We start from the raw sequence: 24226 nt of genomic DNA on the forward strand, positions 1-24226 counted from the left end.
GCAGTAGACACGGTAGATATCTACAAGGAGAGATGAAAAGATGCGGAAGTTTTTGGTAGTAGGCTGTGGCGGCTCGGGAGCGAAAACCTTGGCCTACATGATGGATCAGCTCAAGGCGCTGATCCGAGAGGTAGAGCCAGGGCGCGATACCCTGCCCAAGGCGTGGCAATTTGTCTCTATCGACGCCCCGCTGGCCGCCGAGGATGGGCCCAGCGGCTTAGCCAATGTGGAGCAGGCTGGGGGCCGCTATATCGGTATCGGTAGTCACCAGTCCTATCGCACCTTCGACGCCGCCGTGTCGGCGGAGCTCGCCCGCGGCGACGGCCTCAAAGACATCGCCACCTGGGCGCCGCGGGTGCCCAATGCCATTGAGCTTCCTATCTCCGCCGGTGCCGCCCAGCGCCGCACCCTGGGGCGCATGCTCACCCTGCCCAAGCTGGAGAAGATCCGCGAGGAATTACGCAAGGCACTGGAGGATATGAACACCTCGGATGCCAATGTGGAGTTGAACGAGCTCAACCGCAAGATCCAAGGTTTCTCCTCCGATAAGAGCGAATCGGATCCCACTATCTTGGTGGTCTCATCCATGGCTGGTGGCTCCGGTGCCTCCATGTTTTTGGATGTATGCCGCGTGCTCGCTGGGCTGCCCAATGCCAAGCCCGAGCAGACCGCCGTGTTCCTGCTGACACCTGAGGTATTCGATTCCCTGCCCAAGGACGCCATGAGTGGCGCCTGGCCCAATGCTCTGGCCATGTTCGGTGAGGTCTTCGCCACCCAAACCGGGGCCGCCGCCGCGGCCGATGCCTCCCTCTACCACGCACTGGGTATCGCTACCGCAGATCAAGGCTCCACCTTTGCTCGTCTCTTCCCCATTGGTAGCCGCATGGGTGAGGAGCGGGCGCGTTTCGGCCGCGAGGGCTCGCCCTCGGAAATCTATCGTGGGCTCGGTCGGGCCCTGTCTGGTCTGGTCTACTCTGAGCAGGCGTCCGCGGATTTCGTGCAATACGATCTCGGCAATGCGGGCGCCCCGGATGCGAAGCGCTCCTATCTCGGCTGGGCCGATAACGAGAAGCTGAAGTGGACCGGCCTGCCCTGGGGTTCGATGGGCTACGCCCAGCTCAGCATGGGGCGCGATAAGTACAAGGAGTATGCGGCGCAGCGCATTGCCCGCGCCAGCTTCGATCAATTGCTGCGCGGCCACATCGATCCGCGCAATCACTCCACCGGTGAGGAACAGCTTCGGGAGCGCCTCGCTGAGCGCCTGCCGGACAGCATGAACCGGATGAAGATTCACCCTCAGCTGGTGACGAGCGCCGCCACCACAGACATCATTCGCAGTTGGTACGAGGTTCTTTTCCATGCGGAGCTGGAGGCCGCCGTCAGCGAATCCCAGGCGGTACTGCGCTCGAAGATCCCCACGCCGGTGGAGGGCCAAAAGGGCCAAGAGTGGGCCGACGAGGTAGACAGCGTGATGGGGAGCTCCTATCTGAGCACGGAGCTCCGCAGGGTCATGCAGCGATCGGCCTATAGCGCGGTGTATCGCTGGGCGGACTTCATCACGGACAGCATGCTCGCCGAGGCCGAGGAAGAGCTCTCGCGGCTGGGAATTCCCTATGTGGAGAAGATGCTCTCCGAGCTGGATGTGATTGTGAAAGACAAACTCCAGCCGGGCACCGAGCAATTTATCCTGCGCCACCAGGGACTCGATCCGGCGGCACGTCCCGCTGATGCCGATCAAGCCCTGCACCCGGTCACTGGGAAGAAGCGTATTCACAATGCCGATGCCGTGGTGGAGCAGCTCCTCAGCTGCTACAGCCCGCAGCTGCGCACTGCCATGGTGGTGGAGCTGGCCCGTAGCCTCAGCCCGGTACTGGAGGATTTCCGTTTCGGGGTGCTGCGCCGCCTGCGCGATGAGCTGGACCGCGCCCACAAGGATGTGCGCGCCGCCGATAAGGCCAAGGAGTCCACGCTGGATCTCGCGGATGTGGCCACCGATGAGCCGGCGGCGTGGCCGCGGCCGCACGATGAGAAGGTCAGTGATCGCTTCCGCGGCTCGGTGAATGAAATCGTGATTACCGAGGTGGATAACTTCCCCGCTGATTTCGAGGCGCAGCTGCTGGAGGCAGTCTCGGGCGAGGACGCGAATGTCACCGATCTTGCCGAGGCCACCTCCCGCGTTAGCCGCACCATCATCAAGGGCGAGTGGGAGACCACCGATGCGGTGAAGGCCCCGCGCGATACTCTGGCGCGCCCCGCCGACGAGGTGCCCGGCGGTAACCGGGCGGGCTGGGCGAGCAAGCATTTGCGACGCCACCCCGAGAACACAGGGGAAAGCCGCGAAAGCTCCAATGCCGTATTTAAGGCCCGCATCCGCCCGAAGGACCTGCTCGAGCGCGCCCGCATGTGGGTGGTGCGCCCAGGCGAAAGTTTCGAGCGCTTTATCTCCGCAGACCTGCGTAGCTACATGACCCAAGATGAGATGCTGAGCGACGCCGAGTACGAGCAGCGCATCGCCCGGCTGCGCAGCGAATTCGCCAAGGCGCTGTCCCTATCGCGCCCCTTGGCCGCGGTGGACGCCACGATGGTGCAGGCGGTACACGGGCAGGGAGTCACCTACCGTTATTCCTTCTCCGAGATCCCCTTCAAGGATCAGCGCGTCGCCGCCGAGCTGGAGAGCACCCTGAGTTCGGGCAAGATCGAGGGGCAGTCGCGCACCAAGTTCGACAATGCCCTGCGCGATAGCACCAATATTCAGCGCATCGATATCTTCGGCTCCTATCCGAACTATTCGCCGATCGTGTTCAGCTCCCTGCTGCCGCAGATCGCGAAGGAGTTCAAGGCCAGCCACAATCGCTTCGATTTCTGGAACCTGCGCCGCACCCACACTCTTGATGCCGCGCTGCCGCTGAGTATCGATGAGCGCAAGGCCCTCGTCGGCGGCTGGTTGCTGGGTGTGGCCACTGGCCGCATCCTCATCACCAACCAGGGCACCACGGACGCCGCGGCCCATGTGTATGGGCGCCTGCCCGCCCACCGCGGCTCCGCGGAGCGCGCCGAGGGCTGGTACCACTTCCCCTCGCCGATGCTCACCGGCCCCGGGGAGATGCGCAATGAGGTGGATTGGATGCCGGCGGTGTTGGAGTCCATTCTGCTGGCCTATGCCAATAGCCATGAGCGGGATCGCAGTGGCGCCCCCGGCGCATCCCTGCACCCCTACTGGGCGTTGCGGGCGCTCTTTGATGATTCGCCGGAGAAGGCCAGCAATGTCGATGGCGGTCTGCGCCACCCGGCAGTGAATACTTTGGCGCACTTCCTGCGCACCGGCGAGTGGCCCGCCGAGCGCAATGGCACCCGCGGCACGAGCATCGCGGAGCGCGCCGGCATGGTGGAAGAACACCTGGCCCGCGCCTTGCGCACTGCGGAAATGTTGGCGCCGGTGGATAATACGGGCTTCCCCAGCGCCTCCACGGTGGATAAGTCCTGGGCGCATCCGACCAGCCGCGAGCGCGCTTCGAAGACGCCCTACTACCGCGACTTCGCGGCGGATGTGGTGGAGATGGCCAATCTCTTGCACGGGCTGCTCGATGAGGCGCAGCGAGTGGCGGAGCAGCCGGAAAGCACGAGCAGTATTCCTACCGGCTTCAGCTCGGCACAGACTGACAATGATGATGAGTTCTCCGGATTCGGTGGTGGTTTGTTGTGAGTTACACCAAAAACACAGATGTTGTCTTCATCGGTGCGGGTCGCCTCTTCGGTGAGGTGCGCGGCGTGGCCGCGGACCTCACCACGCTCGGGCATGTCTCGCGCACCTTCTGGATTGATGCCGGCGCCCAGGATCCCGCTCGCGGCGGCGTGCACTCGACGGTGCGGCTGATGGAGGAACCCGCTGAGCAGCACCGCGGCTGCGAGAGCTTCGTGGCGCTTTCCGATGCACTGCGGGATATCCGGGGATTGACCTTGGTGGTGCACGTGGTGGACGCCAATGATCCGGACACCGATTATGCGGCCGTGGATCGGTGGATGCGTCTGATCCAGTCCGAGGCCGCGCAGAACTCGGTGCGCCGCGTTCGCCTGCTGCTGCCGCAGCTGCCGCTGCCCAGCACGGAGCCGGCCCCTCGCGAGGGCTGGGCCACGGTGGCGCTCACCGCCTTCGACGCGGATTCTCCTCTGACCTCCTCGCGCCGTATTCAACAAGACGATGGCCCCCTCGAGGTGGCTCGCGCCTATGCCCCGAGCGTGCTCGGGCTCTGCGGTCGTTTCACGGCTGCGCCGGTGGTGGGCGTGCTCAAGGAGGATGGCAGCGAGATCATTCAGGGTCTGGCTGATTCCTTCGTGCTGGCCCGCTGCTTCTTCCGTAATTTAGACGCCAGTGCCGCCGAGGAAGAGCTCCGCGACGCGGTGATCAACGTGCGGGAGGATATCCCGGTCACGCATATGCGCGATGGGCGCCAAACGGTACCCCAGCAGCAGAGCGAGGAGATGGTGCGTCGCTATGCAAGCGAGTTGCTGCAGGCGCATCAGGCCGAGCTCATCACCCAGGAGAAATCCCCGAAGAGCGCCGAACAGGTAGAGCAAAGTGGTGCGGCCGCACTCAAGGCCTTCTTCCGCGAGTTTTTCCGCGCCACGGTGGGCTCGCGCTCGATCTGGAGCTCCTCCCTCCACCAGGGCATGGCGGATCGCATGCGGGATATGGTGCAAAAGAATCTCTATGGAGAAGAAAGCATGATTCGCGTCGTGGTGGGGCAGAAGGGCCGCGGCAGCAGCGGCGAGGCCGGGATGGAGGCGCTGCGCGCCAGCTCGGCGCGACTGCTGGGCGCCTCCAGAAAGGCCGGTATCAACGTCACGAGTCAGACCAATCTCTCGAGCCTGTGGTCCGATTATTGTGCGGCCTCGCTCACCCTCATCGATGGCTCGGATCGTTTGCATGACCGGCTGCCGAACCTGGTGGATAACTCCAATCCCGCCGTGGTGAGCACCGCCGCCGAGGTGGTGCCGGATACGGAGCAGGGCTTCGATGCCAGCCTGCCGATTCTGGACGAGTTTATGAAGCGCGAGGAATCGGAAAAGTTCCTGCACCCCTACGATGCGGTGCGGGTGGGGAGCTTCGATAGGAAACTCACCAAGGCTGTCTCCCGCACCTCGAATCCCGAGGTATTGGACCTGCGCGAGGATTTCCAGCGCTGGCGCGCTGAGAGCGGCACCAGCTTTGCCTCCGAGGTGGGCTCCGGTTTGCTGGATCGTCTCTCCGACGCCCGCCATCGGGTGGGCGCCGCCTTCGACGCCGCTCAGGCCTGCGGGCAGCAACTCAGCCAGATTGGTAGCCAGGATACGGAGGCCATCAATCGCCGCTTGACCAGGAAGCTGCGCCTGCTCAGCGGGCTATGGGCGGTGCTCATGCTGCTGCTCATCTACTGCTGCATCCGCTTCTACAAGCCCGATTGGCGCGTGCCTTTCCCGCAATGGCGGGGCCTGAACTGGCAGTGGACGGTGCTCCTTGCGGTGCTGACTACGGCGGTGATTGTGGCGGTGCAGATGGCGATCTTTGCCCGGGCGCGGCGCGGGGTCTATGACCTGCTTCGCCAACGCCGCTTGCTGGAAGAAAACCTCGAGATCTACATGGACAACTACCACGCAGCACTGGGCGATGTGGCCCGCCTGACTGGGGCCTACCAGCAGTTCTTGGCATGGTCCTTGGTGCTTGGCCGCGTGCTCGCCTATCCCTTCGGGGCCCCGCGTACCACCCGCACCACCACGGAGATCCCCACCGCCGGTCTGCCGCGTGCGGCTCGGCTGGGGCGCGCGGTGGCCGATCCGGATAAGCGCCGCGAGCTCACCCATACGCTGCGGCAGTCCTTGTGCCGCGAGGGCTGGGCGGGCAGCGCCTTCGAGCGCAGCGTGGGCGAGCTGGCCCGCCAGGTGGCATCCACCACCGGCAGCCGCGAGCAGCGCGTCACCGATTTCTATAGCCTTAACGGCCTCGGTTCGGGCTCGGAGCTGGATCAGCTCGCCCAGTGTGCGATGCGCACGATCCCGGAGCTGTCTGAGCAGGACCGGCAGCGCCTTATCGACGCTCTCTCGCAGGAGAATAGCGCCGCCACGGTGCAGAGCTATCTGCCGCAGGCCATCTTCTACGAGAACGGCCAGGAACGCACCGTGGAGCGCAGCGAGTTCTTCTCTGGGTTGATGGAGCCGGATCGCGCCGATGTGGAATTCCCCGCAGAGTCGCTCAGCGCCCTCGGCGCCACCCGGGGCGCGACCGTGATCGATCAGGACAAGAGCGTGACCTATCACTCGGATTCCAGCCGCGGTTCGCTCACCCGTAGCGTGCTCAAGCAGCAGTTCGGCGCGGTGGCCAAGCTCTCCTTGTTGGTGCCGCTCAGCGAAGATGATGCGCAGGTGGAGGACTTCAACCCCAGTGCGCAGGGGGCAGATTTTGGGTGGACGATGTACCGCTCCGACGCGGATACCTTCCCCGGCCCCGACGGCGCCCCTGGCGGGCACCGGCGCGGTGAGGATGACTCCCAAGGATTCCCCGGACCATCCACCCTGCTCTAAGCACAGTGCCTTGTGAAAGTTTGAGGAAAGAGAGACCCTATGGCGATCAATAGATGGGTAACTGATCTACCCGCAGACGCTATCGCCCAGCTCAGTGGCCTAGTGGCGCCGTCTCGCGAGCGGGTAGCCGCCATTCTTCGCGACGCCACCCCGCAGCAGGTTGACGCCGCGACCGCGATGCTCAGCTGCGAATCCCAGCAGATCCCGGAACCCAGGGCGGAGCAGTCCGCGCTGGTGGATACCGCGGCAGCGGCGGAGGACAGCGCGGAGGCGGCGTCGACAAGCGTCGCGGACGAATGGGACTTCGCTGCGGGCCCGGAGCCGACGAAGCCGCAGGTAAACCCGGCGGATTTCATGGACGAGAAGCTGCGTGGCTTCAGTTTTGCACCCTTCGCGCACCAGGTTGCCGCTCCCTGCGGACTGGTGAAGGTAGAGGTAGAAGAGGTCACCGATGCGGGCACCCAGGTGCTCGTCTATTGGGATGAGGTCCCCTCCGCTGCGAGTTTCGTGCTCTACCGCCTCGTGGGGAATGTGGGCGAGGGCCCGCTCAGCCCAGAGGAGGGCACGACTCTGGTGCATACCCGCGGCCGCGCCTTCCGCGAGGTGATTCCACCCACGGTGGGTATGCGGCACTACACGGTATGGGCCTATATGGGCGATAGCCCTCGGAGCCTGCTGGGCGTGCAGCCGGAGCTCGTGGGCGAGGAGGCGCTGGGCCTGCCGCCGCGCAATATCACCCTGGTGGAGGATAAAAACGGTACGGTCACCGGCTCCTGGGCGCTGCCGCAGGGCATCGACGATATCGAGGTCTATGCTCGGGTGTCTACCGCGGTGACCCCGCTCTATGATCCGAGCCACCGGGTGACCTCCGGGGTGGGCTTGCGCAACTTCACCCACACCGTGGCCAAGCGCGGAAAAACCTATGACTTCCAGCTCTTTCCCACTTTCGAATTCCGCGGCAGTAGGCGCGTGGGAGAGGGCTCGGAGATCGCGCAGGTGCAGATTTCCGCGAATATTCAAAAGGTAGTGATGAAAGAAGCGGTGCGCCTGCCCAGCAGCGCTGGTGACCGGATCAGCCTGGCGTGGGATGTGCCCTCGATGGGCGAGGTGCGGGTGTATCTGAGCGAACAGGCACCCCAGGCAGATTTGGCGCTCGAGGCGGTGGAGGAGCGGCACATCCTCGACGATGATGCCCTCGGCTCCACTAAGTGGGTGCATACCTTCGACTTCGACGAGATCGACCAGTATCAGCCCGGCGAGGAGCACCGCACCGTGGTGCAGTGGCCGGGGGAGTGGTCGCAAGTGTTCTGCGTGCCCGTGCACGTGGTGGGCGATTCCTTCCAGGTGGGTGACTATCAGGTGGTCAACCGCGTGGAGAAGATTAAGGATACGACCCTGCACGAGCGGGTATCGAGCCAGTTGGTCACCTTCGATTGGCCCAAGGGGGCCTCGGTGGTGCACGTGCGCTCGCGGAGCAGCCACATCGATCACTATCTCGTGGAGGAGGACTATCGCCGCCAGGGTGGGGTGCGTCTCCAGCTGGAGAATCTTGGCGACACCGTGGAGTTGGAGCCGCGCTTCTACTACGGCGGCACCGCGGTGACCGGCGAGACCACCACCATCGAGTATGAGGGTTTGTGGACGTATCGCTACCGCATCCGCACAACCATCGACAACGGCAACTATCTGCTCGGGGTGTGGCTGTGGCGCGACGGCGTCGAGGATGAACACCCGCCGAGCTTTGTGCTGGTATTCAACCGCGACCGCCTGCCGCTGCACGCCGGTGATGGCGAAAGGCTCCGCACGGTGTGGTCCCCGCGTTCTGAGCCTGATGAGCCGGCGCCGAAGATGGTGCCGGAGCGGCTCGAGGCAAGCTGGGACGCGGCCGAGGCCTCAGGAACCTATTGGTTCACGACGATGGAGCCCTCGCAGCACGGCTATGTGCGCGTCTTTCTCGCCGATGCGGAGCGGCGCCGGCCGAACGAGCCCCAGCGCGTGGTGGTAGACGATGATTCGCGGATCTTCGAGGTCGATCCGGGAGGCATACGATGAGCCCTGAGTCTGTGTCCTCGCCCGTACTGGGCACCTTCAGCTTCGCCTCCTTCGGCCGCAGCTCCACCCGCGCCGGTGGTTGGGGCGTGGGCGATAGCACGGGGCGGATCACCCAGCAGCTGATTGCGCAGCTGCGTCCCACTATTCCCTCCACGCTTGTCGACGGCGCCCGCTTCGGAAACTACCCGAGTAGTGCGGAGATCGCGCACCTTAATCGGCGTTTCGCATGGCTGCCGACAAGCGATGCCGAAGGCAATACAGTGTGGGCCTTCTATGCCTCCTGCCATGCCGGGCAGGACGCCTCTGGCAGGCCGGGCAATGTGTTCACCTTTGTGCAGGTGCACGATTCCGCCGCGCAGGTGGACCCGATCAGGATGATGTATTCCCCACAGATCCCTGCACCCTTTGGCAAACGAGAGGTCGATGCCGCAGCGCTTCCCGCCGCGATCACCGAGCCTGGGCCGTTGAGCGACGTCGTGCTGCGCCGCTTCCTCACCGCCTCGGCCGAGTCGGCCGAGCTGCCCGTGCCGTGGGAGAATCTCTCGGCCCACAGCAGCGGCGGGCCGCGCCGGGAGTATGTGGACGCCGCAGTGGCGGCCCTGCGCACCGGCGCCCCTGTGGTGCTGGCCTGCCCCCTGGCTGAATCTCCGCTGTGGGTGGCCGCGGTCTATCGCGCCCACGGGGAGAACACGAGCTTTGCCACCTTCCACAACGCCGAGCGGCTCGCCGATATGCTCGGCACGAAAGCCCAGCTGGTGGCGGTGCGTGCGGAACATGTCGAACTGGCGCGGGAGGTGGTGCCAGAACACGCGGTGGTGCTGGATGTGACCGCCCCGCTGCCGGAGGAGCTGCGCGCCCCCAGCACCAGCGCGACGGATCCTATCGTGGCTGACCCCGCTGTGACTGACTCGGCTGTGACTGACTCGGCTGTGGCTGACCCGGCCGCAGCACCGCTCGCTGCGCCCCCACAGGAGTCCGCGCAGCAGGAGGAAAGCAGTGCGGCATGGGGCGGACAGGAACGCATGAGCTTGGGCGAACAAGGATCCTCCGCTGCCACGGCCGCCTTTGGAGACATGCAGGACTATCCTTCTTTCAGCTTCGAGCAGCTGGGGCCCCTGCAGCAGGAATGGCCGAGCTCGCAGGGGGCGGCCGTCGATGACGCAGAGCTGTCGTTGAGCGATGAGGAGTTTGTGGCCGACCTCGAGCGGGACGTGGTTCCGTCCGCGCCGCTGGCCCCACCGCCTGTCCCCGAGCTATCCCCAGGTGGCATATACAACGGAGAATGTGTGGTCACAGACGACGATCTGCGTTTGATCCGACTGCCGCTGCGGGTCTTCGTGGAGAGGATGACGCTGTGGTACAACACCGAAGGACCGAAGGATGCTGTTACAAACACCCGCATGGTCATTCGGATGAATCGCCTCGCCGCAATCACGACGCTCAGCGATGACATTCTGCGGTTGCGCGCCCGCTGCGCACTGGTGGCGTTGATCAGCGATGTGCATGCCTGCGACAGCATAGGGCCGCTACTCCAGTTGCAGCGCCATGATCTCGATCGTCTGCAGAGTTTCTTTGCTAAGGAGATCGACGATCTTCTCGCGCACAAGGACGCGATTGAAGAGATTCTCTATTGCGAACGTACTTCTTTTAGATGTATCGAAGACGCGGTGGCGGAGCTGATGCAGGCCCCCGAGAACCAGGACAGTGCCCGCTATCTTGGGCCCCAAATACAGCGGCTGCTGCGCGATTCGGGCAGTGATATGAGACCGGAAAGGTACTAAGAGATATGAATACCGTTACTCTCAGCGGCGGCCACAGCTATGAGCTGCCCCTCGGTGACTTCATCAAAGTCAGTGCTACCCGCGTCAGTGGCGATGAGATGGATGTGCGCCTCGATGTGCGTGGCGAGCTCATCCACAACCAGTACAGCGCCGCAGATACCGTGATTACGGAGCTGCACGGTGATGTCACCCTCGCGCTCACACCGGATAGGGGCGCGGAGTTTCCCCCAGACCACTCCGTGATTATGCGCGTCATTCAGCCCGCCACGGCGAAGCCAGTGACCGTGCAGACCGAGGAGATTCGCCTCGACGGGCTGCATGAGAAGACCGTGCTCACCCTCTCCCCGCGGGACGGGGCAGTGCAGGTCACTGCCGTGGATGGGGGTATTTCCACCACCCTGTCGCGCTCGACCACCACCGTGTACTCGGCATTGACCAGTATCGATGCCCCGCGGGCGCAGGTTCGGCGCTGCAGCGTGTGGATGGATGATTCAGCCGCTGTCACCGCGGCCTTGCAGGAGGTAGATCTGGGGCCTGTCCGCGAGATTCTCGACGGCGTTGCAGAATACTTTTCTATCGCCGTGGACGATCACAGCACTGCCGGCGCGGGTGCCGCCACCACCGTGGGGGCTGATCTCAGCTCGCTGGAGTCGGAGGAGTGCGTGGCCGTGCTGAGCACCCACCTGCGTCCCTCCTTGTCCGTGCCCACCCGGCGCACCCTCGTGATTGTGCTGGGCCCTGATGCCCGCCGCGAAGCCGAGATGTATCGCAGCGCCTATGGCGATCGCTATCCCTTGGATCTGCTGGTGATCGACGATGCCCTGCACCACTCACTGAGCACGGGTGATCGCGCCGATCTCCAGGACGAGGCCGAGGTGCTGGTGCACTGGTTGTGCGCCGATGAGCACAGCGCGCCCGAGCAAGATGCGCCGGTTGAGCTGGGCAGGATGAGATTCAACGACGCCGATAAGGAAGGAGGACGATGGTGATGTCGACCGCTCCGGTGTATGCGGGCCCGCGTTGCCCGGACACATTCCAATACCTCGACACCGCACCGACGAGCACTCGCTCCGGGGAGCAGCTGCCGGCCGATTGGGGTGAGGCCGTCGTGCACTGCGTGGTGATGGCGGGCGCCCGCGCCACCGGCAAAAGCCTCTATCTGGCGGTCGTCGTGAAGCAGCTGGAGCTGCTGGCCAACGAGAAATTCCCGGGCATGGTGGTGGAACCGGCGACTGCCTCCACGAAGGAGCGCTACGCCAAATACTATGAGCAGCCGCTCTACGTGGAGATGAAGCAGATGGCGCCCACCCCCACCAGCAGCCAGGAGGACGCCTATCAGCGGGATCCTTTCATTTTCTCTCTCGGCACGTGGCCCGATAGGGACGGCGTTGAGCGCCCTAATTATGTGGTGCTTCGCGACGTCGCCGGCGAGGATTTGGAAAACCCGCGCGTGGATCGGAAGGCGCTGAGCTTCTTCCGCGACGCCGATCTGGTGATTATGCTCTTTGATCCGCTGCGGGTGCACTCGGTTCAGGCCTATGTGCAGGGTCTGGTGCCGCGCCAAGACGGGCTGGGAGGCGACCCCGAGGATGTGTTCACCAACCTCATGCGCATCCTGGGCGATGCCCGACCGCCACTGGCGCTCGCGATCTCGAAGTTCGACTCGCTGCAGATTCTCGAGCGCATGCCTGATGGAGATTGGAAGGCCATCATGGGCAACCGTGGCGCGGCTTTCCGCCGCGACAATGGCTGGGACTACAACCCCGAAGCCCAGAAGGTACTCAACCTCGAAGTGAAGTCGCTGCTGGGCTACATGAATGCCGGGGGACTGCTGAACAAGGTGGAAGCAGCCTATATGGACAGTGTTCACTCCTATTTTGCGGTGTCCTCGCTCGGCGATTCCCCAATGGGTGAGCGCCTCAGTCGCAAAGGCATCGCCCCCTACCGCTGTTTAGATCCACTGCTGTGGATCCTCACCCAACGCAACGTGTTGAAAGAAGACTAAGCAGATGAGCTCCACCGAACCCCAGTGGGAGTTTTCCTCCGAGCAGAAGCGCCCCACCACTCCCCGCTCCGCGCATTCCTATACCACGGGCGTGGTGCACGATACTACGGCGAAGTATTCCCCGAGCTTCACCGCCACCTCGATGCGCACCGCGCCCCTGCCCGTCTGGGGTGCCGCGGCGCTGTATCTGGGGTTGGTGGGCTGGCTGCTCACGGCCCTCGTCCAAGAATTGATGCGCTCTAACGCCCGCGATCTGCTGGTGATTATGCAGGTACTCGCGATCGCGGTCATCGCGACGGGGGTGGTTGCCGTGCTCAAAGCCCAGCAATGGGGGCGGTGGCTGCTGACGGCGGTGTCGGTGGCCGCCATCTTCCTCATCGTGGTGGGGAAGTTGTGGATTGCCACCATCATCGCGGTACTGGCCGCGGTGCTGGTGTGGCTGCCCTTTAATAGCGCCTGGTTTGGCTATCGTCGCCGCGGATAGTTCACCTGGTAGTCGGCGAAGACTCGACGCTGCGCGGCGTCGAGGGTGAGCTGCCCGCCATAGGGGAGGATCCATTGCGGCCGCGTATGCCCAAAAGGCACCCCGAACACGGCAGGCAGCTCGGGGTTATAGCGCGCAAGCTGCTCGAAGATCACATCGCACTGGGCCTGCCAGGCAGCATCCTGCTGCGTTTGTGAGGGAATAACCTCCAACGAGCTCACCGGCGGGGAGGCGATCATGAGCCCCGCGGCGACGTCGAAAAGCCCCCACTCGCCGAGCCCGCGCACCCACCGCATGATCTGATCCGGCGGGGTGAGATTCTCGCAGGCCTCGAGCAGAATGATGTGACCCCGCAGCCTGTCCAGCGCCGGCATACGCCCCGCCATGGCCAGCTGATCAATCACCTCAATGCAGCCGCCCCAGGTGGCGCCGCTGACGCGATCGCGCGCCCCACGCCACTGCCACGGGCGCGCCGGGCGGCGTTCACCGAAGCTGTGCAAGGCCGCAGGCTGAGTCCAGTCCACCCCAACATCCTCCGAGGCGTCCACCGGGGTGATCTCGAGGCGGCCGCTATCGCGCAGGGCGGCGAGAAAGGAGGCGCGGTGCTCGGGATCGATATACGGCCCGGACCCGAGGTGCACATGGGTGGAACCGCCGTAGAAGCTCTGTATCCCCAGCTGCCACAGGTGGTTGTGCAGGTTGGTGTTATCGGAGTAGCCGAGGAAGGGCTTGGGGTTGTGTCGAATCACTTCATCATCCAGATGTGGGATCACCTGGAGCTGATCATCGCCGCCAATAACGGCGAGTATTCCAGCGACCGTGGGATCGGCGAAGGCCGCGGTGATATCGCGGGCACGAGCCGCGGCGGAGGCGCCGACGGTGCGGGTGGTGGGAAACTCCACTGGCTCGAATCCGAGCTCCCGCACGCGCCCGAGCGCCTGGGCGTAGACCTCAGGGAAAGCGCCGGCGGCAGCGAAAGAGGGCGAGATAACAGCGAGTTTCATAGCCTCTCACTCTAGCGGCGGCCCCGGCGAGAGGTGCGCGGGCGTCTTAGCGGCCCGTGGTGAAACGTGTTTTCACGCGGTGGGCGTCCTCATCCATTCCCAGCTTGCGGAAGGCGCGCAGCGTCTTTTTAAACAGCGGCGCCGAGGCCTGCGGGCCGCGCAGCTGATGCAGCAGTGCGGCGTGCAGCTCATAGAGATAGGCGAGCTGCTTGGCCGCTGCAGGCGAGAGCTGGTCAATATTGAAGATCCCGCCGCACCGTTCCGCTTCCTGAATAGCCGCTTCATACTCGCCGCTGGAGTGACGCAACTGGGCGGATTGGCGCACGAGGTATAGGTACTGCGTGGTCACCGTGGGGGCATGCTCGGTGAAACAGGCGTCGTGCAGGATCGGTAGGGCCTTATCCAAGGCCGCGCGTTGGGTCTCCGGGCCGACGGACTCGGCCAGCCGGCACATACTGACCAAGGACACGGCGACGGCCTTATAGTCATTGAAGTACTGGGCGGCGTCCACATAAGTCAGAAACAGCGGCAACACGGTGCGGACATCGTCGGGATTGCGCGCCTGGGCCTCGAGGTGATTGCCGAGGGACAAATAGCGGCTGAGCTGGGGAATATCCGCCACCATCGCGGCGGGAAGAAGCGGTATCACCTGCATCCAGGCATGCAGTGCCGGCGCCATCTCAGGCAGCGCGGACTCGGAGGCGGCACGAGCCAAGACATACTGATCAAAGATCTTCGCGAACTCCGGCACCCGTGCCGGAGGGATCATCTGATTGCCCTTGGCCTCCGCGTAGAGCTGCGCAGTGAACAGCGTGGCGCAGTGCTCCACAAGGTCGGGCTGCGCGGTGGCGAGGGGTGCGAAGTACTCCTCGAGCGGATACGGAAAATCCGCCATGCGGTGGCCCTGGGCATAGGCCTCATCGCCGAAGTACTCGGCCATGGAGGTCGCACAGGTGGGATCGGCCTCTGCTTCCCGTTGCTCTGCTTCCCTTTGTTCCGCCTGCTGCTGCTCGGCAGCCTGCTGCGTGGCGTCGTAGTGCTCGTAGAGGAGATCCAGCAGCTTGAGGGAGTCAGCGTCCATCCGCTCCAGAAGCGCTTGGCGCTGGTTGAAGGTGGAGTCTTGGTAGAGATACTCGGAGCAGGCGAGCCACGCCTGCGCATTCTGCAGGGCGGGGGTCGTGCCGAGAACAAGGGCCACCGCCAGTTGCCGCTGATTGAGCTGCCGCAGGGTATCGGCGAGAACGGGGCCCCGGTTGAAGCACATATTCTCCACTTCACGGCCGAGCAGCGCGGTGTAGTGATCGTCCAAGATCAGTCGCAGGGCGCCATAGTCCGCCTCGCTCCAATCGGGCGCGAGAGGGTTGGTGGCTGCAAGCAATACATTCGCCTGCTCCTCCGCGCCCTGTGTTCCTGCACGCTCGAGCTCGGCGAGCAGCTGATCCAAGGTGAGGCCCGTGTTAGTCATGCCTCTGATATTAGGAAACAGCTGCGACATTGTCTGCTCAACACTCGGCCATATGTTCGTCGGGGCCGCAGGGCACCCTCCGGATTTTTGTTTAGACACATTTTTCGCCCAGAAAGGCTCCCGCTCATGCCCGAATGTGTGGTTTTTCACGTGTTTTTGGGCGGCTTAGGTACTGCGATAGTGCGCTAAAGCTGGCATAATAAAAATCAAAGCGCACATATCGGATCGGCTATCCGCAGCCTCGCTGCCTCCGTGGTTGGGCTGCGGCGGTCGCCTCGAGAAGATGCGTCGCCAACCACACTCTATGGAGGGATTTTCTTCATGCCAATTGCAACCCCCGAGGTCTACAACGAGATGCTGACCAAGGCCAAGGAGGGCGGCTTCGCCTACCCGGCCATCAACTGCACCTCTTCCGAGACCATCAACGCCGCGCTCAAGGGCTTCGCTGACGCCGAGTCCGATGGCATCATCCAGTTCTCCACTGGCGGCGCTGAGTTCGGTTCCGGCCTCAACGTGAAGAACAAGGTTGCTGGCGCGTGCGCACTGGCCGCTTTCGCGCACGAGGCAGCCAAGCACTACGGCATCAACGTCGCACTGCACACCGACCACTGCCAGAAGGAAGTTCTGGACGAGTACGTGCGCCCGCTGATCGCGATCTCCCAGGAGCGCGTGGACCGCGGCGAGCTGCCGCTGTTCCAGTCCCACATGTGGGATGGTTCCGCTGTGCCGATCGACGAGAACCTCGAGATCGCCCAGGAACTGCTGGAAAAGGCCCGTAACGCCAATATCGTTCTCGAGGTAGAGATCGGCGTCGTCGGCGGCGAGGAAGACGGCGTGGAGGCCAAGGCTGGCGCCAACCTCTACACCTCTGAGGAAGACTTCGCTAAGACCATCGATGCTCTCGGCACCGGTGAGAACGGCCGCTACCTGCTGGCCGCTACCTTCGGTAACGTCCACGGCGTGTACAAGCCGGGCAACGTCAAGCTGCGCCCCGAGGTTTTGGACATGGGCCAGAAGGTGGCAGAAAAGAAGCTCGGCCTGGATGCCGGCTCCAACCCCTTCGACTTCGTCTTCCACGGCGGCTCCGGCTCCGAGAAGGAAAAGATCGAAGAGTCCCTGCGCTACGGCGTGATCAAGATGAACGTGGACACCGACACCCAGTACGCGTTCACCAACCCCGTCGCTCGCCACATGTTCGCTAACTACGATGGCGTGTTCAAGATCGACGGCGAGGTCGGAAACAAGAAGGTCTACGATCCCCGCTCCTACATGAAGAAGGCCGAGACCGGCATGGCCGAGCGCATCGTGGAGGCCTGCCAGGACCTCCACTCCGCTGGCACCTCCGTGTCCAAGTAACACCCCCCCTTCACACCCTCCCCACAGCACACCACGCAGCGGGGAGGGTGTTTCGCATGTCTGGGGGTATTCCTTCGACGTGCGCTCAGTGCGCTGCTCACGCGCCGCTTCGCTCCCGGGTGCTCGGGCGTCCACCCCAGCACTCGAGCTCCCATCCCCGCGCCCCGGTATCCACCCCGCGCCGCTGCCCGCCCGCACACCCCCGCGCACAGTACTACCGCCCCCAGCCTGGCCACGAGGGCCGCGCTGGGGGCGGTAGGTGCGTGTTATGCGCTTGTCGCGAGCCGGCTAGCGCACGAACCGACTAGCAGACTAGCGAACGAGCACGAGCGATCTAGCGATCTAGCGGCGGGTGAGCCACGAGATCAGGCTGCGGCGCTCGGAGCGCTCGTAGTCGGTGGTGTCGGTGGTGATGCGCTCGTAGATCTCGGTCTGCTCGGAGACGATCTCCAGGGTGGAATTGACTTCCTCCAGCTCGCGCTCGAGCTCGGCGCGCTCGTTGAGCTTGTCCTCGGAATCGATCTGCTCTTCCGGAGTGGTGTTCTCCAGCTTCTCCTCGATGTCCTTCTTGCGGCCTTCCAGCTCGCTCTTGGCGGTGCGGGCGCGGCGCAGGTCTTCCTCAAGCGTCTCGCCGCGGCGGTGACGCTCCACGCGCTCCCGCTCCTTGGCGTCGCGCTCCCGCTTTTCGTTCAAGATGCGGTCGGCGTCGGCGGTGCTGGTGACGGGCTGGCTGCGCACGAGGTTGAAGTCCGGCTCATAGCCTTCGACTGGCTGGTGCAGGTTCAGCGGGCGGGCGAGATCGTTGTTCCCGATCTGGCGGAACACGGTGGTGGTGATCTTGCCCTGATCGGAGCGCCAGATCCAGTCGGCGCCGAGCAGCTGGCCGAAGTAGCCCTTGCCCTCGATCCAGGCGGGTCCGCCGGAGTCGCCGTGGTCGCTGCCCACGTCGGCGGTGATGGCCACCGGGCCGGTCAGGTACAGGATCGGGGAGCAGGCGATGCGCTGGGTGCGGTTGCCGTAGGTGCACAGCTTATCGCCGATTTGCGGCTGGGCGATGGTGTCGCCGGAGAAGTAGTTCTGGCCGATGTACTTGGAGTCGTAGAACTCGATGTAGGCCACGTCGGCCATGCGGCTCACCGGCCCCCAGCGGGAGTCGTTGCTGTTTTGTACGGCGGCGAACACGTCGGGGTAGATGTGGTGCAGGCGGCCGATGGGGGTGTAGAAGGCGTCGTAGACCTCGGTGCCGTTGGCGCCGCAGTGGGCGTCGGTCCAGGCGCGGCCATTGGCTTCGTCTACGTAGCCGATGGTGCAGGAGCTGACTTGGCCATTGCCGGCGTCGGTGAGCAGTACGTCACCTTGATCGACCAGCGCGGGGGCGGGTTCGGCGACGGCCACGGGGGCGCTGAGCAGGGGAAGTGTCACTGCTGCGGCAGCGACGGCTATCGAGCGTAGGGCTCGAGTTAGGGACATGTGTCATCCTCTCACGAATGTGGGATAGGGGGTGACGAAATCCTAAGCCGGAAGGTAACGAATCTACAACAGATGAAAAGCGCTGCGAACTGATTATAAAACATCCCACCTGTGAGTAATATGCCTTCTTTTCGCTTATCGACGCCACCCCCAGCCACCCTCATGTGGGGGCGAATCGGCCGCAGTCCCGTCTATGCGTCCTCTCAGGATCGGTTGTAAGGGGCGCGTTTAACTGGGGATACGTCAGCAACTGCCCATCAGGGCCTGGCATATAACCGCCCCTCCCAGCAGGAAGCAAAAAATTCACTTACTCGCATAACTCCGCAGCCGCCGGTCCACGCGCTCAGCCTTGACTGGGCAGAGAAAAGGGCGCCCGAACCCTATGGTTCGAACGCCCTGAACATGGCGCTAGCTAGGCCTGTGCGCGGTGTCCTTCGCGGTAGACCTCACGCACCTGCATCTGCTCGTCCCACACCACGAGATTGGCGGGGCCCTCGCTGACGCTGGCGCGGTGGGCGAGGTTCAGCAGCCCGTGGCCGGAGGTGGCGGAGCGCAGTACCTCCGGCAGCGGCAGGCCGACGGAGCTTTGGAGGCGCACCTGGTCGCTGACCCGCGAGGTGCCGCCGGCGATGGAGCCTTCGCTGCCATCCTCGGTACGCAGCCGGGCGACGCCATCGCGGACGGTGACGGCGAGTGCGCCGAGCACATAGTCGCCATCGGCCTTTCCGGCCGCCCCCATCGCATCGGAGACGAAGGTGGCCGCGGGATAGCCCACGGTGTTGAGCACCATCTGTACGGTGTGGTTATCCAGGTGCACGCCATCGGCGATGAGCTCCACGGAGACGTCCTCGCGCTGGGAGGCGGCGTCGAGAAGCGCAGCGATGGGCCCGGGGTTGCGGTGATGCAGCGAGGGCATGGCATTGAAGAGGTGCGTGGCTGTCACCTGTGCGCCCTGGCTGGTGGCATAGTCCACGATCGCGGCGGTCTCGTCGAAGTTCGCATCGGTGTGTCCCAAGGAGACGATGATGTCATGCTGCACGCACAGATCCACCAGCTCTCGGGCGTGGTCGGTTTCCGGGGCGAAGGTGATCGAGCGCAGCTGGCCGCGGGCGGCCTCGATCATCTCGCGGAAGAACTCGGGGTCGCCGGGGATGATGGCGGCCGGGTCCTGGGCGCCGCAGCGGCAGGTATTGACGAAGGGCCCTTCGGCGTGGATGCCATCGAGGCTGCCTTCCTCCACCAGGCTGGCGAGGATGCCGAGCTGGGGCAGGAGTACCTCTCGGGTCTGCGAGACCGTGGAGGCCAACAGCGTGGTGGTGCCGAAGCGCCGGTGGTGCAGCGCGGCCTCGCGGCATTCCTCCAGCGAGGAGGTGGGGAAGGAGTAGCCCGCGCCGCCGTGGTTGTGCAGATCTGCCAGCCCCGGGGTGATGACAAGCCCGGTGTCCACGGGACCATCGAGGCGCTCGATGGCGGCGGCGCCGGAGCTATCGATGCTCACCCGCGCTGGATAGCCGGGCTGGCCTGGTTGGATGAGAGTGCCAATGTACTCAGTCATGATCCACTCCTTCGCGAGCGCGGGCTGCCTCGACGAAGCGGGCGGTCACCCACGCGGTATCTGTGATGGCGGTGCCCACGATAATGGCGTCGGCACCGGCCTCCAGGCCGGCGCTGACGGCCTCGGGGCTGTGATAGCGGCCCTCACCGATGAGGAATACCTCCGGGCCGATGGCGGCGCGAACCTCGCGCACCAGCTCGAGGTCGGGGCCGGTGGTGGCGGCGCGGTGCTCGGTATAGCCGGCCAGGGTGGTGGAGACAATATCGGCGCCGGCGGCCACCGCTTCGGTGGCCTCGGAGACGGTGGCGATATCGGCCATGGCCAGGGCGCCGGCCTCGTGTACGGCGCGCACCTGCTCGGCGAAGCTCGAGCCGTCTTGGCGGGGCCGCTGGGTGGCGTCGATGGCCACCACCTGTGCGCCCGCCTCGGCCACGGCCACCGCGGAGGCCACGGTGGGGGTGATATAGACGCCCGTATCGCCTTCCTTGGTCAGCCCGATCACGGGCACGGACACGGCCGCGGCCACGGCGCGGATATCGGCCAGTCCGCCATAGCCGCCGCAGCGGATAGCGGTGGAGCCGCCGTGCTCGGCGGCGGCCGCCAGCCGGGCGATGGTGTGGGTATCGCGGAGCGGATGTCCATCGGGAGCCTGGGCGGAGACGATGAGGCTACCGCGAACCTGGGTGCTGAAGTCTGTGAGGGAAAGAGACATGAACAATTCTCCTGAAATGACGAATGCGTAAAAGACGGGGAAGGAAGCTCAGGCAGGAACCAGGGCGGCCGCGCCGATGATCGGGGCGTCGTGGCCGAGCTGGGCGGGCAGGATGTCGATGGTGTCCAGCGGCTGCAGGGAATAGGTGCGGAACGCCCGCTTGAAGGGGCAGAGCACCACATCGCCAAGATTGCCCACGCCGCCGCCGAGGATGATGGCATCGACGTCGATGGCGCTGGCCAGCCCGGCGATGGCTTCGCCCAGGTTGAGCATGCAGCGTTTGATTACGCGCTGGGCGAGTTCGTCCTGCTCATAGCGGGCCATAATGGCGCGCAGATCCAGCGCCTCTGCCTCGCTGCGCCCGGCCGCGCGGTTATAGGTGGCGGCAAGTCCCGTCCCGGAGGCGAAATCCTCGATGGGGGCGGCCATACCCTCGAAGTCGCGGCCGATGATCCGGCGCAGCTCCCCTGCGGTGAAGTGGGGGGATTCGGCGAGGGCGCCGTGGAAGACGAATGCCCCGCCCACCCCGGTGCCGAGGCTGAGAAAGAGCGTGCGCTGATAGCGGGCACCGGCGCCATAGCGGGATTCCCCGAGGCCCAGCACGCGCACATCATTGGCTACGTGCACCTCGAGCCCGGTGGCGGCGCTGAGATCAGTGCGGATATCGGTGCCGGCCCAGCCGGGCATAGTGGGCCCGGCGGAGACCACCACCCCGCGGGCGGGGTCGATCACGCCCGGGGCGCCGATGCCGAGGGCGTGTGGCGGCTGCGGGGCGGCGTCGATAAGCGGGCGGATGAGCTCGGCGATGCTGGGGATGATCTGGCTGGCCGCGGGGGTGGCAGTGCGTACCTGCTGGATTACCTCGGTGGGCCGTTCGGTATCGATGAGGCCGGCGGCGATTTTCGTGCCGCCGAGGTCGATGCCGATGACATACCGGCTCACTGTTCGCACCCCTCGGCGGCCAATTGCTCGGAGATGACGCGCCGCAGCGGCCGGTAGTGCTGCTCGATGACGTCCTTATAGGCCTGCATATCGCCGGCTTCGAGGGCGTCGATCATGAGCTCGTGGGCGTTGATGGTGTCTTCCATGTCCTTCGGGGTGGTCACGCCGATGATGGGAATGGCGCGGGTGTGGACCTCCCACATGGCCATGGTGAGCTCGCGCAGCAGGGGATTGGATTGCTGGTCGATGAGCTCTTGGTGAAAGGCGCGATCGTGCTCGGCGAAGGACTGCCCCTTATCCCAGGCGGCGCGCATATCGGCCACATGCTGGCGCAGGGTGGCGGTGGAGGTGGCGCGATAATGCGCCATGAGGTCCTCGGCGGCGGCCAGATCGAAGGCGATGCGCGTATCCACCACGTGCTTGAGCTGCTGCAGCGCCACCTTCTCATTGAGGCTCATGCGCAGCACCATGCCGTTGATCAGCGGCGCCAGCGACATCTGCCCCACATAGGTGCCGTAGCCGTGGCGCACCTCCACCACATCCAGAGTGGAGAGGGTGCGCATTGCTTCGCGCACGGAGGAGCGGGAGACGTTGAGGAGCTCGCAGAGCGCGGCCTCGGAGGGCAGCACGTCTCCGGGGGTGAGTTTATGTTCGCGGATATAGTCCTCGATCGCCGTGGCAGTGGGACTAATGCCGTGGGATTTCTTGCGGACGGGCATGACACTTTCAGCTTTCTTGGGTGGTGGGGGTGGCCACGGGGTGGCGGGTGGCTATCGACGCTTATCGACGTCGCCCGCCTGGTGTGCTGCCACCGTTGTGTGCACCTATATGGGGGGTGGGTGCGGACCCTTTTCGGGCTCTACGGTGGGAAAGTGGCCGGATGCAGTTGTCTTTAGGGGCAAGTTTAACAGAAGCGCTTTACCTCATCAGATGTCTGACGTACTATTGGGGCAGGCAGTGATCTGGACCTCTTTCTTTCTGAGCCTTATGGTTCAATCACATCCTCACTGACACAATGAATACATAGGGTCTGCGCCTCGTGCCAGCTTGGCCGGTGCATTGTCCCGCTCTCAATTTCATATTCCGCATCAGGCACCTCCCGTCGAGACGCCACGCGTCGCTCCACCGCCGGGACCGAGTAGGAACAAAGGAAGCAGCCATTATGACTGATTCAATGCACCGCCCATTTAGCCGTCGTGATTTTTTCCGCATCACCGGCGCTCTCGGTGCCGCCGCTGGCCTCACCGCCACCCTGGCGGCCTGTGGCTCCGGTAATGGCGGCGGCGGGGCGCAGCAAGAGCCCGCCAAGGCCGAGGACGCCAAGGACGATGGCACCATCAACGCCGCCATCTCCTATGAGCTGGGCACCAACGGCTATGACCCGATGACCACCACCTCCGCGCTCACCCTGGCCGCCAACTGGCACACCCTCGAGGGCCTGACCGAAATGGACCCCGTCACCGGCGAGTCCTATGCGGCCCTGGCCAAGGAGATGCCAGAACTCGACGGCACCACCTCCGAAATTCAGCTGCGCGACGGCGCCGTCTTCCATGACGGCACCCCCGTCACCGCCGATGACGTCGTGTTCTCCTATGAGCGCGTGATGGACGATGCCAATAAGTCCCTCTACGCCTCCTTCGTCCCCTTCATCGACAAGGTGGAAAAGAAGGATGACTCCACCGTCATCATCACCACCAAGCACGAGACCGGCGTCTTCGCTGATCGCCTCTCGGTCATCAAGATCGTGCCCAAGGCCCTGGTGGAGTCCGATCCCGAGGGCTTCGACGCCAACCCCACCGGCACCGGCGCCTACCGCATGACCGATAACGGCGGTACCTCCAAGAAGGTGCAGTTCGAGCGCTTCGACGACTACACCGGCCCCAAGCCGGCCCGCGCCGCCGCCATGACCTGGCAGATCATCCCCGATGCCTCCACCCGCACGAACGCCATGCAGTCCGCCGAGGTGCAGGCCATCGACTCGGTGCCCTACCTCTCCGTGGAGCAGCTCAAGGCCGTGTCCACCGTGGAGTCCGTGCAGGGATTCGGATTGCTCTTTGCCATGTTCAACAACACCAAGGACAATCCCTTCTCGGATGTGAAGAACCGCCAGGCCTTCCTCTACGGCATTGATATGGAGAAGATCATCTCCACCGCAATGCTCGACCAGGCGGCCCCAGCCACCTCCTTCCTGCAGAAGGAGCACCCGAACTACCACGAGGCCTCCACCGTCTACAGCTATGAGCCGGACAAGGCCAAGAGCCTGTTCAAGGAGACCGGCCTGACCAAGCTGCGGATGCTGTGCACCGACCACGACTGGGTGAAGAAGTGCACCCCGCTCATCGAGCAGTCCATCTCCGGTCTGGGCATCGAGGTGGAGTTCATCGAGAAGAAGTCCTCCGATGTCTACAACACCATCGACGGCAAGCCCGATGCCTATGACGTGGTGATCGCCCCCGGCGACCCGAGCGTCTTCGGCAATGACCCCGACCTGCTCATGCGCTGGTGGTACGCCGGCGACACCTGGACCGATTCCCGCATGCACTGGAAGGGCACCGAGTCCTATGACAAGGTGCAGGAGCTGCTGGATAAGGGCCAGCGCGCCACCGATCCCACCGACCAGCAAAACGCCTGGAATGAGCTCTTCGATGTCCTGTCCGAGGATGTCCCGCTCTATCCGCTCTTCCACCGCAAGGCACCCACGGCCTATGACGCCTCCACCCTGGTGGACTTCCAGCCGATCTCTCTCACTGGCTTGAGCTTCGTGGGCGTGGGCACCACCCAATAAAACGGGGCCGATCCACGGGGCGCCGCGCAGCCTGCTGCGCGCCCGTGGACGCCGGCACCC

General features: G+C 64.4%; 16 protein-coding genes. 9 read left to right on the forward strand and 7 right to left on the reverse strand.

Annotated features, from left to right (window positions below; all coding sequences use genetic code 11):
* Window positions 1–40: 40 nt before the first annotated feature.
* Genes KR227_RS09150 through KR227_RS09180 form a run of 7 tightly spaced genes read left to right on the forward strand, consistent with a single transcriptional unit; the run spans window position 41 to window position 12877 of the window.
* Window positions 41–3703, forward strand: a complete 3663-nt coding sequence (locus KR227_RS09150) for a tubulin-like doman-containing protein (RefSeq protein WP_218365052.1) — start codon at window positions 41–43, stop codon at window positions 3701–3703.
* The gene (locus tag KR227_RS09155; RefSeq protein WP_218365053.1) at window positions 3700–6555 is read left to right on the forward strand and encodes a hypothetical protein; all 2856 of its coding nucleotides are present in this window, start codon (window positions 3700–3702) and stop codon (window positions 6553–6555) included. Before KR227_RS09150 ends, KR227_RS09155 begins: the two co-directional genes overlap by 4 nt.
* 39 nt (window positions 6556–6594) lie before the next feature.
* Entirely contained in the window at window positions 6595–8607 is a 2013-nt protein-coding gene (locus KR227_RS09160; RefSeq protein WP_218365054.1) for a hypothetical protein, read from the forward strand.
* Window positions 8604–10388, forward strand: a complete 1785-nt coding sequence (locus KR227_RS09165; RefSeq protein ID WP_218365055.1) for a hypothetical protein — start codon at window positions 8604–8606, stop codon at window positions 10386–10388. Before KR227_RS09160 ends, KR227_RS09165 begins: the two co-directional genes overlap by 4 nt.
* Before the next feature lie 5 nt (window positions 10389–10393).
* Entirely contained in the window at window positions 10394–11377 is a 984-nt protein-coding gene (locus KR227_RS09170) for a hypothetical protein (protein WP_218365056.1), read from the forward strand.
* On the forward strand, window positions 11377–12393 hold the full coding sequence (locus KR227_RS09175) for a hypothetical protein (RefSeq protein ID WP_255549248.1): 1017 nt from the start codon (window positions 11377–11379) through the stop codon (window positions 12391–12393). The genes KR227_RS09170 and KR227_RS09175 overlap by 1 nt, the downstream gene beginning before the upstream one ends.
* Window positions 12394–12397: 4 nt before the next feature.
* On the forward strand, window positions 12398–12877 hold the full coding sequence (locus tag KR227_RS09180) for a hypothetical protein (RefSeq protein WP_218365058.1): 480 nt from the start codon (window positions 12398–12400) through the stop codon (window positions 12875–12877).
* Here the strand turns inward: KR227_RS09180 and KR227_RS09185 are convergent.
* Both KR227_RS09185 and KR227_RS09190 read right to left on the reverse strand, forming a co-directional pair.
* On the reverse strand, window positions 12859–13881 hold the full coding sequence (locus tag KR227_RS09185) for a S66 peptidase family protein (RefSeq protein WP_218365059.1): 1023 nt from the start codon (window positions 13879–13881) through the stop codon (window positions 12859–12861). The genes KR227_RS09180 and KR227_RS09185 overlap by 19 nt on opposite strands.
* 46 nt (window positions 13882–13927) lie before the next feature.
* Entirely contained in the window at window positions 13928–15346 is a 1419-nt protein-coding gene (locus KR227_RS09190) for a hypothetical protein (protein WP_218365060.1), read from the reverse strand.
* Window positions 15347–15667: 321 nt separating this feature from the next.
* Here KR227_RS09190 and fbaA point away from each other — a divergent pair, with 321 nt between their 5' ends.
* A complete protein-coding gene (gene fbaA, locus KR227_RS09195) occupies window positions 15668–16702 on the forward strand; it encodes a class II fructose-bisphosphate aldolase (RefSeq protein ID WP_218365061.1) in 1035 nt (344 codons plus the stop codon).
* A gap of 342 nt (window positions 16703–17044) precedes the next feature.
* Here fbaA and KR227_RS09200 read toward each other — a convergent pair whose 3' ends face one another.
* The 5 genes from KR227_RS09200 to KR227_RS09220 form a co-directional block, all read right to left on the reverse strand.
* A complete protein-coding gene (locus KR227_RS09200) occupies window positions 17045–18172 on the reverse strand; it encodes a S1 family peptidase (protein ID WP_218365062.1) in 1128 nt (375 codons plus the stop codon).
* 412 nt (window positions 18173–18584) lie between these two features.
* Entirely contained in the window at window positions 18585–19727 is a 1143-nt protein-coding gene (locus KR227_RS09205; protein ID WP_218365063.1) for an N-acetylglucosamine-6-phosphate deacetylase, read from the reverse strand.
* The gene (locus tag KR227_RS09210; protein WP_218365064.1) at window positions 19720–20439 is read right to left on the reverse strand and encodes a putative N-acetylmannosamine-6-phosphate 2-epimerase; all 720 of its coding nucleotides are present in this window, start codon (window positions 20437–20439) and stop codon (window positions 19720–19722) included. Before KR227_RS09210 ends, KR227_RS09205 begins: the two co-directional genes overlap by 8 nt.
* 48 nt (window positions 20440–20487) lie before the next feature.
* Window positions 20488–21381, reverse strand: a complete 894-nt coding sequence (locus KR227_RS09215) for an ROK family protein (protein ID WP_370625217.1) — start codon at window positions 21379–21381, stop codon at window positions 20488–20490.
* Window positions 21378–22100, reverse strand: coding sequence for a FadR/GntR family transcriptional regulator (locus tag KR227_RS09220; RefSeq protein WP_218365066.1), 723 nt, complete (start codon window positions 22098–22100; stop codon window positions 21378–21380). Before KR227_RS09220 ends, KR227_RS09215 begins: the two co-directional genes overlap by 4 nt.
* Window positions 22101–22555: 455 nt before the next feature.
* Between KR227_RS09220 and KR227_RS09225 the strand changes: the two genes are divergently transcribed.
* A complete protein-coding gene (locus tag KR227_RS09225) occupies window positions 22556–24166 on the forward strand; it encodes an ABC transporter substrate-binding protein (RefSeq protein WP_370625220.1) in 1611 nt (536 codons plus the stop codon).
* The last annotated feature ends 60 nt before the right edge of the window (window positions 24167–24226 follow it).

Source organism: Corynebacterium sp. TAE3-ERU30, from assembly GCF_019209925.1.
Lineage (GTDB): Bacteria > Actinomycetota > Actinomycetes > Mycobacteriales > Mycobacteriaceae > Corynebacterium > Corynebacterium megadyptis.

Coding starts and splice junctions, on each gene's coding strand:
- KR227_RS09205 (WP_218365063.1), bottom strand. CDS start 19,727: ATGACTGAGTACATTGGCACTCTCATCCAACCAGGCCAGCCCGGCTAT.
- KR227_RS09225 (WP_370625220.1), top strand. CDS start 22,556: ATGCACCGCCCATTTAGCCGTCGTGATTTTTTCCGCATCACCGGCGCT.
- KR227_RS09190 (WP_218365060.1), bottom strand. CDS start 15,346: ATGACTAACACGGGCCTCACCTTGGATCAGCTGCTCGCCGAGCTCGAG.
- KR227_RS09180 (WP_218365058.1), top strand. CDS start 12,398: ATGAGCTCCACCGAACCCCAGTGGGAGTTTTCCTCCGAGCAGAAGCGC.
- KR227_RS09220 (WP_218365066.1), bottom strand. CDS start 22,100: ATGCCCGTCCGCAAGAAATCCCACGGCATTAGTCCCACTGCCACGGCG.
- KR227_RS09170 (WP_218365056.1), top strand. CDS start 10,394: ATGAATACCGTTACTCTCAGCGGCGGCCACAGCTATGAGCTGCCCCTC.
- KR227_RS09160 (WP_218365054.1), top strand. CDS start 6,595: ATGGCGATCAATAGATGGGTAACTGATCTACCCGCAGACGCTATCGCC.
- KR227_RS09185 (WP_218365059.1), bottom strand. CDS start 13,881: ATGAAACTCGCTGTTATCTCGCCCTCTTTCGCTGCCGCCGGCGCTTTC.
- KR227_RS09200 (WP_218365062.1), bottom strand. CDS start 18,172: ATGTCCCTAACTCGAGCCCTACGCTCGATAGCCGTCGCTGCCGCAGCA.
- KR227_RS09150 (WP_218365052.1), top strand. CDS start 41: ATGCGGAAGTTTTTGGTAGTAGGCTGTGGCGGCTCGGGAGCGAAAACC.
- KR227_RS09165 (WP_218365055.1), top strand. CDS start 8,604: ATGAGCCCTGAGTCTGTGTCCTCGCCCGTACTGGGCACCTTCAGCTTC.
- KR227_RS09210 (WP_218365064.1), bottom strand. CDS start 20,439: ATGTCTCTTTCCCTCACAGACTTCAGCACCCAGGTTCGCGGTAGCCTC.
- KR227_RS09175 (WP_255549248.1), top strand. CDS start 11,377: ATGTCGACCGCTCCGGTGTATGCGGGCCCGCGTTGCCCGGACACATTC.
- fbaA (WP_218365061.1), top strand. CDS start 15,668: ATGCCAATTGCAACCCCCGAGGTCTACAACGAGATGCTGACCAAGGCC.